This is a genomic window from Burkholderia sp. Bp9140 (genome assembly GCF_003853425.1).
In the GTDB taxonomy this organism is placed as follows: Bacteria; Pseudomonadota; Gammaproteobacteria; order Burkholderiales; family Burkholderiaceae; genus Burkholderia.
Genome location: NZ_QTPQ01000041.1, coordinates 1 through 13,474, shown reverse-complemented (window position 1 = coordinate 13,474; position 13,474 = coordinate 1). Strand labels below are relative to the sequence as shown.

Here is a 13,474-nt window from a genome sequence, read left to right as displayed (position 1 = left end):
AGTCCTCGGAATCGGTCAAAACAGTTCGAGCTCACCGCCCGAGTCCACGCTCGCCGCCTCCGGCACGTGGAAATCGACCGGCGCGTTCGCGCACACGCACAGCGTCGCGCCGATCCGCACGTCGCCGTCGAGCGTCACGTCGTACGCGGCCACGTGATCGGGGTTCAGCGCAGGCAGGTAGTCGACGCTCGCGCCGCTCAGCAGGTAAGGCGTCGACATCCCGAGATTCGGGAACGGCGCGGTCAGCGCCTGGTTGATCGCGCCGCAGCACAGGTTCGCGACTTCCATGAACGCCTCGGGCAGCGGCCGCTGCGTGCTCGCGCCGGGCGCCGCCGCGGCGAAATGACGGCGCGTCGGATCGTCGTCGCGAAAGCGCAACGCGAGCAGCAACCGGAAATGCAGTGCCGAGATCGTCAGCACCGCGACGTGCTCGGGCACCTTCGGCGTCGCGTGCGACTTCATGCGAGACGGATCGTGCGACGCGTCGTGCGCATCGCCGGCGGCCGGCCGGATCTCGCACGCGCCGCCGGACGCGAGCCGCGTGCGCGCCGCGTCGAAGAAGATCCGCTCGAAACCAGCCCGGGCCTGCACACTGATCACGCCGCCGCTCCTTCGAGCCGCGCATGCAGCTGCCCGGCCAGCGTCTCGACCGTCGCGAGCGCGGCCGTGATCATCTTGCCGCCGGCCTGGATGTCCTGGAACGTCGCGGCCGTCACGAGATCGTTGCGGTTCAGGCTGTCGCGATAGCTGTTCGACAGTTGCTGCGAGCGCGCGGCGAGTCCGCGCACCTCGCTCGCGACGATCGAGAAGCCGCGCCCGGCCGTGCCCGCGCGCGCGGCTTCGATCGACGCGTTCAGCGACACGATCGACACGTGCGCGACGATCGCCGACAGTTCCTGGTTCTTCGTGCGCATGTCCTGGTTCTGCGTGGTCAGCGAGATCATCTGCTCGTGCCAGCGCTCGAACGTGCCGGCCAGCCCGCGCAGCCGCGCCGCTTCGTCGGCGAGTTTCGTCGCATGCTGCGAAAGTGTCGCGCGCTCGGCCGCGAGCGCCTGCAGCGCGTCGCGCTGCTCACCGGTGCCGGCCGCCTCGCGGGCCAGCGCTTCCTCGAGCTCCGCTTCCCGGCGCGCCCATGCCTGCGCCGCTTCGGCGTGTGCGGCGACGGCTTCATCGGCCCGCGCATCGGCCGCGCCGAGCACATCGCGCAATGCATCCGCTTCGCGCGTCATCGCGGCAACGAGCCGCGCTCGCGTGACGCGACACACGATCGCGGCGATCGCCGCGACCACCAGGCCGCCCGCCAGCGCGGCGCCGATCGGGATCATCCACGCTTGCACGGTCATTCCGCCACGTCGACGTTCGCGATGCCGGCACGTGCTCGCGGCGCGGCGTCATGCGCGGCGCCGTCCGCCGCGAAACGCGCCGGCAGCGACACGATCGTCTCGAACGCGCGATACGGCGAGCCGACGCGATCGTCGGTGAAGCGCAGCGCGATGTCGCCGCCGTCGCGCTTCAGGAAGTTGCGCACCGCGTCCATCCCGACGCCGCGCCCTGACACCTCGGTCACCGCGCGCGCAGTCGAGAAGCCCGGACGGAAAATCAGCTCGGCCACCGCTTCGTCGCTCAGCGCGGTTTCGTTGCCGGCATCGATCCAGCCGCGCTCGCGCGCGATCCCGCGAATCCGGTCGAGCGCGAGGCCGCGGCCGTCGTCGCCGAGCACGAAGCGCAGCGCACCGTCCTCGACGTCGACCGCGATGTCGATCTTGCCGGCCGGCGCCTTGCCGGCCGCGCGACGCTCGTCGGACGTTTCGATCCCGTGGTCGATCGCATTGCGCAGCAGGTGCATGAACACGTTCTTCAGCGTCGCGCCGATCTCGCTGCGCACGCGATGGCCGTTGCTGTCGATATGCACGACGGGTGCCGGCTTGCCGAGTTCGGCCGCGAGCGACGGCAGCGACTCGATCACGCCGCCCAACGCATCGCCGATGCCCTGCGTGCCGAACTGGCTCAGCAGGCGGCGCACCGAATCGCGCGCCGCGTGCCAGTCGCCCGCGTTCGCCGGATCGGCACCATCGAGCATGCGCAGGCTCTCGCTGATGTGCGCGCGCTCGACCATCAGGTAGTCGGCGCCGCCATGCGCCGGTTCGCCGTGGCGGCCGAGCGTGACCGCGTTGATCGTCGCGTAGTGGTCGACCGCCTCGCGCACGCGGGCCAGGTCGTCCATCAGCGCATCGCGGTTCCACTCGGGGCCGCCGTCCGCGCGGCGCAGCGATTCGTACGCCTGCTCCGCTTCATGCACGATGTTGGTCAGGTGCTGAAGGCTGTACGTGCGCGCATTGCCCTTGATCGTATGCATGTTGCGGAACAGCGCCGCGACGATCGAGTGATCCGCGCGTTCGTGCTGGCGGATCATCCGCTCGTTCTCGCTGAGGAAACCCTTCGCGCTGTGCACGAAGTCGTGGAACTTGTCCTGGCTGATCGACAGGATCTCGCCGATCATCTCGAGGCGGCGCTGCTGCTCGCCGGCCTGCGCGGTCAGCTCGCGGATCTCGGTCACGTCGCGCACGCACAGCATCAGCCGCACGACCGTGTCGGTCTCGTCGGTGATCGCCGACCAGCTCAGGTCGAGCCATTTCTCGCGGCCGTCCGGCATCCGCTTCGCGACTTCGTTGACGAGCAGGTGCTCGTTGAACGCGAAGTTCATGCTGTCCTCGCCGAGGCATGCATGCACGGCCGCGTCGACCTGCGAGCGCGCGTCGGACCCGATGCTCGAATCGTCGAACACGAGTGCCATCAGGTCGCGCCCGGCGATGTCGCTCGTCTCGAAGATGGTCTCGAGGTAAGCCGAATACTCCGCATGCACGACGCCGCCTTCGACGACGGTCAGGATCCCCTGCTGCATGTTCTGCAGCATCGCCTGGATATCCGCCGTCTTCTGCTTCAGTTGCGCGGCGTTCTCCTGGATCTTCTCGATCATCCCGTTGAACGCGACGATCGAATGGCCGATCTCGTCCATCCGGCCCACCGGCACGCGGCGCGTGAAGTCCTGGCGCGTCGCGATCTCGCTCATCGCCGTCTGCATCCCGATCAGCGGGCGCGTGATCTGGCGGTACAGCACGAAGCCGAGCGCGGTCAGCAGCACGACGACCGTGCCCGCGACAGCCGCGATCGCGGTCGCCGTCGTCGACAGCATGCCGTTCAGCGCGCGGATCGCGTCGTCCTTCTGGCGGTTCTTCTCGACGCGCAGCGTGTCGACGATGCTTTCGAGTTCGTCGCGATACTGCGCGACGTTCGCGAACAGGTACGCCTGTGCCATCTCCGGCTTGCCGCCGGCCTTCATCTTCACGGTGTCGTCGATCGCCGCGAAGTAGTTCGCGGCGCTGTCCTTCGCCTGCTCGACGAGGCCTTGCTGCGCCTGCCCGACCGCCGATTTCGCCTGCGCGTCGAGCGCCGTGCGCAGCGCGCCCTGCTTCGCCTTCAACTCGTCGCGCGCCTGCGCGGCGGTATTCGCGTCGGGCGCGTAGACGAGTGTCATCGTCGCGATCTGGATGTTTTTCACGTCCGCGACGAGATCCGCCGACGCGAGCGCGCTCGGCACGATTCCCTGGGTAACCTGACGCACCTCGGACGCGCTCTTGCGCGTCTGGTACACGGCGTACACGCCGATCGCGGACAGCGCGAAAAACGTCAGGACGACTAGCAGCGTAATGCGATGACGGATGGTCATGAGTACAACTCCCCGCAGCGATCCGGCTTCAATCGCCTTCTGGCCTATTGAAAGAATATGAGCGCCGAATTATCGGGGATGGTGTATGACCGTCCGATGACTGAAAATCAATCGGTCATTGAGGAAATCGCAATGAATAATTGCAGCGTGAAAATCCTAAAGTTTTTCTCGAATCGGCCGTTAACCTCTGGCCGGCATGGCCTGGCGGGGCTACCCGGCAGCCTGCGATAAACGAATCCGGATATTCATTCTTTTATTCATGATCCGGCAATTCAATCCGGTCAAATACCGGTAAAACGTTTGCGCATTATCTTCGAATCGAATCGGTCATGCAGCCCTTTGCGTACGATGACGCGAGCCGTCTCACCGGCCGGCGCCATCGCCGTTCACGGATCGAGCGCGATGTCGCCCTGCGAGCCCACCCGCTCGCGATCGCAATCCGCGCCGGTTGCCCCATGACTCGCCAGTCCCGGCCGCTCCTGAGCGGCAGGCTCGGTTGCCGCGGCGACCTCGAAATCGGCGTCAACCGGGCCGATCAACGGTGTCAGCCATGCCCAGTCTTGCGGCACCGGTTCGAGAATGACAGACGCGCCGTGCCGACGAATCCGGACCTCCGTTGTATCGAAGCGGAAATCCTTCGGCAAGCGGACGGCCTGCGATCCACCATGCTTGAAAATCTTGGCAGTCTCCATCTCCCAACCCCACGTATCTACAAAACGTATCTATTTTTTCAACTATGGGTTGCGATGACGAGTCATCCGGCTGGCATATTGACCATAACCAGTCGCCCTACCGGCAAATTTGCTCGTACACGATACAACTAGCTGCCCCCAATATCCGATACCGTGGGCCCCGCATTCATTCCATCCAGGAAACAATCAATCGCCATCCGGCGATTCACCTCCCCGCCTGCGCCCTCTAGACTATCGGATCGATCTCCCACCGGACCCACGCCATGACCGACGTCCTGCCGCTGACCACCGACTCCGAATCCGGCCTCCAGTACCGGCTGCGCCCGGCCGCCGGCCAACCCACGGGCCGCCTGTTGCTGCTGCACGGCGTCGGCGGCAACGAAACCAACCTGCTGAACCCGGCCAGCATGATCGATCCGCGCATCGAAATCGCGTTCGTGCGCGGCCCGCTGACGTTCGGCCCCGATCAGCACGCGTGGTTTCCGGTGCGCTTCGGACCCAACGGCCCCGAAATCGACGCGGCCCGCGCGGATGCGAGCCGCGTGCAACTGATTGCGCTGCTGCGCGCGTTGCGCGCCCGGGATGACGCAAACGAAAGCCCCGTCTTGCCGGCCGTGATCGCCGGCTTCAGCCAGGGCGGCATCATGAGCGCGAGCGTCGCGCTCACGTCGCCGGCCGACGTCGCCGCATTCGCGGTGCTGTGCGGGCGCATCCTGCCGGAGATCGATCCGCTGATCGCGTCGCGCGATGCATTGAGCCTGCTGCACGCGCTGGTGGTGCACGGCCGCTTCGACGACAAGCTGCCGGTCGCATGGGCCAATACGGCCGACGCGAAGCTGACGTCGCTCGGCGTCGCGCACGATACGCGGATCTACGACGCGGGCCATGAACTGACGCCGGAGATGGCCGGCGACTTCAGCCGCTGGGTATTCGCACGCACCGGATTGAACTGAACTGAGCGCACCGGGCGGCCGACCGCCCGGGCATATCGTCAGACGTTGCCCGCCGGATCGGCGACGATCGGCGCGGCAGCAGCAGCCTCCCGCGCGGCTCCGCGCTTCGCGAGCTTCCAGCCGACCACCAGCGCGAGCACGACCACGGGAATCATCGCGACGGTCCAGGTGCCGCCCGGGTAGTCGAACGCCATCAGCACCAGCACGCTGACGAGAAACCCGAGCGTGAGCCACGACGTGAACGGCGCGCCGGGCATCCGGAACGACACGGGGCTCAACTCGCCGCGATTGACCGCGCGGCGGAACAGGATCTGGCACATCACGATGAAGCCCCAGGTCGTGATGATCCCGAGCGACGCCATGTTCAACACGATCTCGAACGCCTGCGCCGGCACGATGTAGTTCAGCGGCACGCCGATCGCGTTGACCGCGACCGTGACGAGGATCCCGCCGTACGGCACGCCGCGCGCGTTCATCCGCGACACGAAGCGCGGTGCCGAGCCGCCCATCGCGAGCGAACGCAGCACGCGCCCGGTCGAATAGAGGCCGGAATTCAGGCTCGACAGCGCGGCGGTCAGCACCACGACGTTCATCACCGTGCCGACGTACGGCACGCCGAGCTTGCCGAAGAACGTCACGAACGGACTTTCGTGCGCGCTGTACGCGGTCCACGGCAGCAGCATCGTCAGCAGCACGACCGAGCCGACGTAGAACAGCGCGATGCGCCACATCACGCTGTTGATCGCCTTCGGCAGCACCTTGCGCGCATCGGCGGTCTCGCCCGCCGCGACGCCGACGAGCTCGATGCTCGCATACGCGAACACGACGCCCTGCACGATCAGCACGGCCGGCAGGATTCCGTGGGGAAAGATCCCGCCGTGATCCGCGATCAGGTGCAGCCCCGGCATCTGGCCGGCGACCGGATGGCCGCTCGCGAGAAACACGGCGCCGACCGCGAGGAACAACGCGAGCGTCCCCACCTTGACGATCGAGAACCAGAACTCCATCTCGCCGAACACCTTCACGCCGATCATGTTCATCACCGACACGATCCCGAGCGCGCCGAGCGCGAACACCCATTGCGGCACGTCGGTGAACACGGCCCAGTACTTCATGTAGATCGCGACCGCGGTGATGTCGACGATGCCGGTGGTCGCCCAGTTCAGGTAGTACATCCAGCCCGCGACGAACGACGCGCGCTCGCCCATGAACTCCCGTGCGTACGACACGAACGAGCCGCTGGTCGGGCGGTGCATCACGAGCTCGCCGAGCGCGCGCATGATCAGGAACGCGAATACGCCGCACACGAGATACACGACCGCCAGCGCGGGCCCCGCACTCTGCAGGCGGCCGCCCGCGCCGAGAAAGAGGCCGGTGCCGATCGCACCGCCCATCGCGATCATCTGCACGTGGCGCGGCTTCAACTGCTTCTCATAGCCGGTTTCGTGCGACGCGAACATCGCATCGCGATCGGCATGACGGGGATCCGCGCCGCCGGCCGTGTCGGCCGGGCGCTCGCTGGCGTGCTTCATGGTATGTCTCCGTTTCTTGATGTGTGGCGCCCGTCGACGGGGCGCTGCGGGAACGGTCGCGCACGAGCCGCCGGCGGCATACGCCGGCGCCGCGCGGCCGGAATCAGTACGCGCGCGGACGGATCAGCGCTTCGGGCCGCAACGCTTCATCCAGTTGCGCGTCGGTCATCAGTTGGTGATCCAGCACGACCTCGCGGATCGACTTGCCGCTCTCGTGGGCTTCGGCGGCCACGGCGGTCGCGCGCTTGTAGCCGATGTACGGGTTCAGCGCGGTCGCGAGCGCGACCGAGCGCTCCATCGTTTCGCGCAGTCGCTCGGGGTTCGCGGTGATCCCGCTCACGCAGCGGCCCGCGAGCGTCGTGCACGCGGCCGTCAGGTGGCTGAAGCTGCGGAACAGCGCGCTCGCGATCACCGGCTCGAACGCGTTGAGCTGGAGCTGTCCGGCCTCGGCGGCGAACGTCACCGTCAGGTCGTTGCCGAACACTTCGAACGCGACCTGGTTCACGACTTCCGGAATCACCGGATTCACCTTGCCCGGCATGATCGACGAGCCGGCCTGCACCGGTGGCAGGTTGATCTCGCCGAACCCTGCGCGCGGGCCGCTCGACAGCAGCCGCAGGTCGTTGCAGATCTTCGACAGCTTGACCGCGATCCGCTTCAGCACGCCGGAGATCTGCACGAACGCGCCGCAATCCTGCGTCGCTTCGATCAGGTTCGGCGCGGTGCTCAGGTCCAGGCCGGTAATGCGTCGCAGCGCGGCCAGCGCCTTCTCCGCGTACTGCGGATGCGCGGTGATGCCGGTGCCGATCGCGGTCGCGCCGAGATTGATCTCGCGCATCAGCAAGCCGGCCTCCTGCAGGCGCGCGATGTCTTCCGTCACCATCACCGCGTAGGTCGAGAACTCCTGGCCGAGCGTCATCGGCACGGCGTCCTGCAGCTGCGTGCGGCCGAGCTTCAGGAGGCCCGAGAACGCGTCGGCCTTCTCCGCGAACGCATCGCGCAGGCGTGCCATCGCCTCGAGCAGATGCTCGACCGCGAAGCAGGTCGCGATCCGGATCGCGGTCGGATAGACGTCGTTCGTGCTCTGCGCGAGATTGACGTGCTCGTTCGGATGCAGGTATTCGTACTGCCCGCGCGCATGCCCCATGATTTCGAGCGCGCGGTTGCAGATCACCTCGTTCGCGTTCATGTTGGTCGACGTGCCGGCCCCGCCCTGGATGATGTCGACCACGAACTGGTCGTGCAGCCGGCCTTCGCGGATCTCGACGCACGCAGCGGCGATCGCGTCGCGATACGCGGCCGGCAGCAGCCCGAGCTCGCAGTTCGCATCGGCGGCGGCTTCCTTCACGGCCGCGAGCGCCATGACGAGGTACGGCAGCGACGCGATCGTCCGCCCCGAAATGTCGAAGTTCTCCTTCGCGCGCAGCGTATGAACGCCGTAGTACGCGGAATCCGGAATGCTTCGTTTACCTAAGAGATCCGCTTCGACGCGGAAGCCGTTTTCCGTCATGGTGCCCCTCCTGAAATGTCTCGTGCCGCCGCGGGAAACCGGCTGCGTGCGCCGTTTCCCGGTATGACGGGATCGCATTCTATGCCTTTGCACACAGAAGCTCGATTCTGTATTATCGAAAGCGGTTTTGCGTGGGACGCAACAGCGAGAGACGGATGAAAACAATGGCGAGAGACACCGGCATCGATCACCTCGGCGCGATGCGCGCGTTCGTGCGCGTCGTCGAAATGGGGAGCTTTTCCGCGGTCGCGAAGGAGATGCACGTGTCGACGTCCACCGTCGCGCGCAAGATCACGGCGATCGAGGACGCGCTCGGCGTGGCGCTACTGCATCGCTCGACGCACAGCGTGACGCTGACCGAGGCCGGCCACATCTACCTGGAACGCGCGGTCACGCTGATCGCCGATCTCGACGACACGCTGCGCGTCGTGGCCGAGCTCAATGCGCAGCCGAGCGGCCCGCTGAAGCTCACCGCGCCGGTCGCGTTCGGCCGCCGTCATCTCGCGCCGCTGATCGCGCCGTTTCTCGCGCGCTACCCGACGATCCAGCTCGACGTGCGGCTCACCGACAACCACAACGACCTCGTCGCCGGCGGATTCGACCTCGACATTCACGAGGGCGAGAACTATCTGGACAACCTGGTCGTCCACCGGCTGTCGCGCAACGACAGCATCCTGTGCGCGACGCCCGGCTATCTCGACCGCTGCGGGCGGCCCGCGACGCCGGACGACCTGCAGCACCACAACTGCCTGCGCTACGTGCATCCCGAGGGCGATCCACGCTGGGAACTCGCGCGCGGCGACGCGCGGCACAGCGTGCTGCCGGCCGGCAACCTCGTCACCGATCACTCGGAGCTGCTGCTCGACGCGACCTGCGCGGGGCTCGGCATCGCCGAATTCGAGATCTGGCTGGTGCGCGACCTGCTCGCGAGCGGCCGGCTCGAAGCCGTGCTGCCGCGCTATCGGCTGCAGAACAAGCTGACCGGCGACTACATCTACATCGCGTATCTGGCGAACCGGCGCAGCTCGGCGAAGCTGCGCGTGCTGAAGGACTTTCTCGCGGAACATCTCGCGCACATCGGCGAGCTGTCGGAGGTCGAGTTGGGGAAGATTCGCGACGCGGGCGCGTAGTGGGCCGCACGGGCGGCCGCAGCCGCGCCGGTCGGCTGGCAAGCGCCGATGCGCGCCGCACTTGCCGCCACGACACGCGTATCGACGTGTTGTCGCCCTTCAGGCAGGCTGCAATTCGAACGGGAACGTCGCGTGCCCGATCTCGACACCCTGCGTGTTCAGCATCCGCGGCCGGTGGAACGCGGCGAGCCGCGCGCGCTGCGCGTCCGTGCCGATCTGCAGCCGTTCGAGCAGTTCGCTGACCATCATGTACAGCACGTCGATGTTGCCGTCCTCGATCTTCACCGAGATGCCGAGCGCGCCGTCGGCGCCGAGTTCCCGCGTGCGCGTCGACGCGCGTACGCCGATCCCGTAGCACGCATCCGCGCCGAGCTTGCCGACGACTTGCCCGTCGAACGCGTCCATCAGCACCGTGCAGTAGCGCCCTTCCCCGGCGACCAGCTCCGGATGGGCAGTCATCGCGTGATGAATGCGCGCCAGCGCGCGCACGCGATCGGTCGCGGCAGCGCCGCCGGCTTCCAGCGTATCCGCGCCGTCGGCCAGCGATGCGTAAAGACGCGCGAGGCGATCGAGCGGGAACGCCGGCGTCGGCAGGTTGCAGCCGTCGATCGCCCAGTCGACTTCGTCGTCGCGCAGGCCGCACGCGTCGGCGACCACATGCTTGACGCGCACCTGCATCGGATGCTCCGGCAGATGGTAGTCGGCGATCGCGGCGCCGATCGAACGCGCGCCGGCCAGCATCCCGACGTGCTTGCCCGAACAGTTGCTGCAGACGCCGGTCGGCGTGTAGTCGCGCTTGATCCACGACCGGTACACCGCGTCCGACAGCGGCGCATGGCCGCCGCAACGCAAGTCCGACTCCTGCGCGTCGACCTTCTCCAGCATCGCCCGCGTGCGCGCGATGTGCCGCTCCTCGCTGCTGTGCGACGCGCACATCAGCGCGATGTCCGCGTCGTCGAAACCGAACCGCTCGGGCGCGCCCGTCTCGATCACGGACAACGCCTGCGCCGGCTTCGCCGCCGAGCGCGCGAGCGTGGTCCGGAACGGATCGCCGAGCCGGAACAGCAGCTTGCCGCCAGCATCCACCACCGCCACGTCGGCGACGTGCGTGTTCTCGATCGCCTTGCCGCGGTACGTGACGACCGCTGCGCGTTGGGTGTCCATCTGTGCTGTCTCCTTCGTCGGGCCTGATTGCCGGGGCCCGTGCAACCGGTTCCGCAGTGTATCGGCTCGCCGCCGGGTCGAGCCGGTCGGGGGATGGAAAGCGGTATTGCGCCGGATGCAAAGGCAGTTGCACTGATCATGTGAATCTGACGGATTTAGTACAGGTTCTCGATACCCACCTCGTTGCGCTCCGGCCTCTCCCGCCACACCGTCTTCTCACCGCCCCGCGCCCGATACCGCCCCAGCCACACCACCTTCCCCGACTCATCCAGCAACTCCTGCGGCGTCCCCAGATGATCGTTCTGATAGAACAGCGTCGCGTGCCGCGTCTTCGCCGGCACCTGCACGAACCGCCCGTCCGCGTCCGTCGCGACGAACGCCGCCTCCACCAGCGTCTCGTCCAGCCGCGCCAGCGGCACGAACGTCCCCGGTTCGTGCAGATACAGCGACGCGCCCTGCCACTGATGCCGCTCCCTGAACGTATGCATCCGCTGCGCCACCGGCACCGAATCCGCATCGTCCGGATCTTCCCGAACCATCCGCGTCGGCCGATACGTCACCGGCTCGCGCTCGCCCTCCTGCAGCGGCGCTATCTGGAACCGCTCCTCCATCAGCAGCACGTCGCCGTCCCAGGTGAACAGGGTCCGCTCGATACTGCCGTCCTTTCTTCCCACCTCCTTCACTGTCCTGCGCCCGAACGCGTCGTACGCGAAACTCACCTGCAATTCCGGCTTCACCGCGCCCGGAATCCACGTCGCCGTGCCGTCCTCCGTCCGCTCGATCCGGTCGATCTCGTGCGCCGACAGCGGGATCGCGTAGCGATCGGGCCGTCTCAGCCGGTTCGCCGCGTCGTACTCGATGACAGTTTTAACTCATGACTATGATTTCAATCGCTCTTTTGAAACCTCAGCGACCAATTTGTCTGCGTCATTGGCGAGACGAGTCAATATATCTATGGGCGCTTTAGGATTGCATGCAATCGCCTGCCTAACTCCCGAGTGCGCATCCGAAGCCAATCGCTCAAAAATCCCCCGATCAATCCTACGTTTTGTCGCAACGTCGCAGCGAGTCATCCAATCGTCGCCACGAGACTCTTGGGATCACGAAAATACTTGACGCGCGTTCCATTCAGCATCGCTTCACAAATCCGGTCGTAGCGGGTTACTTCCCACTCTTTCCTGCAAGGACATTTTGAGTTCTGATTTGGCTTGTTCGATGTGGGTTTTCTTCCCGCTCCGCCACTTGACGTGCGCGCCAAACCGAGCGGGTCAATCCACTCGATCGGATTCGGTGCGTACTGGAAGATGTTCAGTCTGCTTTACAGCCCCGACCATTCGTCGCCACCCTCGACCTGAACGTCAACAAATTACTTGTACCTATGCAACTCATATCCTCCGCCGTAGCGGTATCACTCGTTGCCGATCTGCCGCCGAGCCTTGTAGAGCAAGCCAATTAGATATTGTTCGATAGTTGAAAAATTCGACAGACCACTCAATCGTACCCATAGAACTTCCATCACGATAGCCTCAAACTCGGCTACTTCCGTCTACTGTCCCAACCGCTCTTTTGCAGCCTCTGCAACCGATTCGTCGACGTCATTCGCAAGACGAGCCAATATATCCCCTGGAACCTTCGGATTCAGAGCTATTCTTTTTCGCACAGCCGAATCAGGATCCATCGACAATTTTTCAAATATATCTCGACTAATTCTTCTTTTCATTGCAACATCACAGCGCGTCACCCAATCTCCGCTTACCGACAAACGATCCAGAACACCCATGGAAATCGTATTATTAAAGGCCACGCTCCGAGAAAGTTCAGGGTATTTCTCCAAAACCGAAAACCACACATCATCAGATGCCGGCCATTGAGTTTTTGAAAATTCGGCATCTTCATCACTTTCCGCATATCTCTTGAATTCTTCTGCGGTTTTAATTTTCATCATCATTCACTCCTAGCATCTCGACACTTCATGTCCTTCATCGACATTGTTTTTCCTGTCTCGCCTTTATGCTTCCCCATAAAGTCACCATAGATGTCCGCATCGCGGAAATGAACAAGATTGCCACCCTGCTCTTCCATAACTTTCCATGCAGAACCTCCGTGCCCCTCGGTGTCGGCGGACCACCATTGCTTCGTCTTGGGATCACGAAAATACTTTACACGCGTTCCGTTCAGCATAGCCTCACAAATTCGGTCGTAGCGGGTGACCTCCCACGCTTTCCTGCAAGGACATTTGGAGTTCTGATTTGGCTTGTTCGATGTGGGTTTTCTTCCCGCTCCGCCACTTGACGTGCGTGCCAAGCCGAGCGGATCAATCCACTGCACCGGATTGGGCGCGTACTGCCAAACGTTCAGTCCACCAGCCAGCCCGATCGGATCCCTGCTAACAAACCGCCCACACCCCGGATCGTAGTACCGATACCGGTTGTAATGCAGCCCCGTCTCCTCATCCCGATACTGCCCCTGAAACCGGATCGCGTTACCCGTCTCATTCCGCTCCGGCGTCTCCCGCCACACCGTCTTCTCTCCACCCCACGCCCGATACCGCCCGACCCACACCACTTTCCCCGACTCATCCAGCAGTTCCTGCGGGGTCCCCAGATGATCGTTCTGATAGAACAGCGTCGCGTGCCGCGTCTTCGCCGGCACCTGCACGAACCGCCCCTCCGCGTCCGTCGCGACGAATGCCGCCTCCACCAGCGTCTCGTCCAGCCGCGCCAGCGGCTCGAACGTCCCCGGTTCGTGCAGATACAGCGACGCGCC

The 13,474-nt window shown here is 65.1% G+C and carries 11 protein-coding genes and 1 pseudogene; 2 read left to right on the top strand and 10 right to left on the bottom strand.

Going from position 1 to position 13,474, the window contains the following annotated elements; all coding sequences use genetic code 11:
- Positions 1 to 15 precede the first annotated feature (15 nt).
- From DIE21_RS28980 to DIE21_RS28965, 4 genes and pseudogenes are all read right to left on the bottom strand, one after another.
- The gene (locus DIE21_RS28980; protein ID WP_124500890.1) at positions 16 to 600 is read right to left on the bottom strand and encodes a hypothetical protein; all 585 of its coding nucleotides are present in this window, start codon (positions 598 to 600) and stop codon (positions 16 to 18) included.
- On the bottom strand, positions 597 to 1,343 hold the full coding sequence (locus tag DIE21_RS28975; protein ID WP_124500889.1) for a methyl-accepting chemotaxis protein: 747 nt from the start codon (positions 1,341 to 1,343) through the stop codon (positions 597 to 599). The genes DIE21_RS28980 and DIE21_RS28975 overlap by 4 nt, the downstream gene beginning before the upstream one ends.
- Positions 1,340 to 3,727: an MCP four helix bundle domain-containing protein gene (locus DIE21_RS28970; protein WP_124500888.1), complete on the bottom strand. Its 2,388-nt coding sequence runs from the start codon at positions 3,725 to 3,727 to the stop codon at positions 1,340 to 1,342. Before DIE21_RS28970 ends, DIE21_RS28975 begins: the two co-directional genes overlap by 4 nt.
- A gap of 464 nt (positions 3,728 to 4,191) precedes the next feature.
- A pseudogene (locus DIE21_RS28965) lies at positions 4,192 to 4,419 on the bottom strand (antitoxin); the annotation flags it as partial.
- Between the two features lie 263 nt (positions 4,420 to 4,682).
- Between DIE21_RS28965 and DIE21_RS28960 the strand changes: the two are divergent.
- On the top strand, positions 4,683 to 5,372 hold the full coding sequence (locus DIE21_RS28960) for an alpha/beta hydrolase (RefSeq protein ID WP_124500887.1): 690 nt from the start codon (positions 4,683 to 4,685) through the stop codon (positions 5,370 to 5,372).
- A gap of 38 nt (positions 5,373 to 5,410) precedes the next feature.
- Here the strand turns inward: DIE21_RS28960 and DIE21_RS28955 are convergent, their stop codons facing one another.
- Positions 5,411 to 6,904, bottom strand: coding sequence for an amino acid permease (locus DIE21_RS28955; RefSeq protein ID WP_124500886.1), 1,494 nt, complete (start codon positions 6,902 to 6,904; stop codon positions 5,411 to 5,413).
- Positions 6,905 to 7,007: 103 nt separating this feature from the next.
- On the bottom strand, positions 7,008 to 8,414 hold the full coding sequence (locus tag DIE21_RS28950; RefSeq protein WP_124500885.1) for an aspartate ammonia-lyase: 1,407 nt from the start codon (positions 8,412 to 8,414) through the stop codon (positions 7,008 to 7,010).
- A 155-nt stretch (positions 8,415 to 8,569) separates the two neighbouring features.
- Between DIE21_RS28950 and DIE21_RS28945 the strand changes: the two genes are divergently transcribed.
- Complete coding sequence (locus DIE21_RS28945) at positions 8,570 to 9,544, top strand: LysR family transcriptional regulator (RefSeq protein WP_124500884.1); 975 nt, start codon at positions 8,570 to 8,572, stop codon at positions 9,542 to 9,544.
- Between the two features lie 99 nt (positions 9,545 to 9,643).
- Here the strand turns inward: DIE21_RS28945 and DIE21_RS28940 are convergent, their stop codons facing one another.
- The 4 genes from DIE21_RS28940 to DIE21_RS38175 all read right to left on the bottom strand — a co-directional run.
- Positions 9,644 to 10,708: an asparaginase gene (locus DIE21_RS28940; protein ID WP_124500883.1), complete on the bottom strand. Its 1,065-nt coding sequence runs from the start codon at positions 10,706 to 10,708 to the stop codon at positions 9,644 to 9,646.
- Positions 10,709 to 10,863: 155 nt separating this feature from the next.
- The gene (locus DIE21_RS28935; RefSeq protein ID WP_260432557.1) at positions 10,864 to 11,445 is read right to left on the bottom strand and encodes an RHS domain-containing protein; all 582 of its coding nucleotides are present in this window, start codon (positions 11,443 to 11,445) and stop codon (positions 10,864 to 10,866) included.
- 809 nt (positions 11,446 to 12,254) lie between these two features.
- Positions 12,255 to 12,650 carry a hypothetical protein gene (locus tag DIE21_RS28930; protein WP_124500881.1) on the bottom strand — a complete coding sequence of 132 codons (396 nt, stop codon included), beginning with the start codon at positions 12,648 to 12,650 and terminating at the stop codon, positions 12,255 to 12,257.
- Between the two features lie 2 nt (positions 12,651 to 12,652).
- On the bottom strand, positions 12,653 to 13,474 hold an 822-nt coding region (locus DIE21_RS38175; RefSeq protein WP_311767466.1), incomplete at its 5' end, for an RHS repeat-associated core domain-containing protein.

Bases quoted from the DNA above. Each gene is read 5' to 3' on its own strand.
- DIE21_RS28930 (WP_124500881.1), bottom strand. From the start codon at position 12,650: ATGAAAATTAAAACCGCAGAAGAATTCAAGAGATATGCGGAAAGTGAT.
- DIE21_RS28960 (WP_124500887.1), top strand. From the start codon at position 4,683: ATGACCGACGTCCTGCCGCTGACCACCGACTCCGAATCCGGCCTCCAG.
- DIE21_RS28955 (WP_124500886.1), bottom strand. From the start codon at position 6,904: ATGAAGCACGCCAGCGAGCGCCCGGCCGACACGGCCGGCGGCGCGGAT.
- DIE21_RS28940 (WP_124500883.1), bottom strand. From the start codon at position 10,708: ATGGACACCCAACGCGCAGCGGTCGTCACGTACCGCGGCAAGGCGATC.
- DIE21_RS28975 (WP_124500889.1), bottom strand. From the start codon at position 1,343: ATGACCGTGCAAGCGTGGATGATCCCGATCGGCGCCGCGCTGGCGGGC.
- DIE21_RS28970 (WP_124500888.1), bottom strand. From the start codon at position 3,727: ATGACCATCCGTCATCGCATTACGCTGCTAGTCGTCCTGACGTTTTTC.
- DIE21_RS28950 (WP_124500885.1), bottom strand. From the start codon at position 8,414: ATGACGGAAAACGGCTTCCGCGTCGAAGCGGATCTCTTAGGTAAACGA.
- DIE21_RS28945 (WP_124500884.1), top strand. From the start codon at position 8,570: ATGAAAACAATGGCGAGAGACACCGGCATCGATCACCTCGGCGCGATG.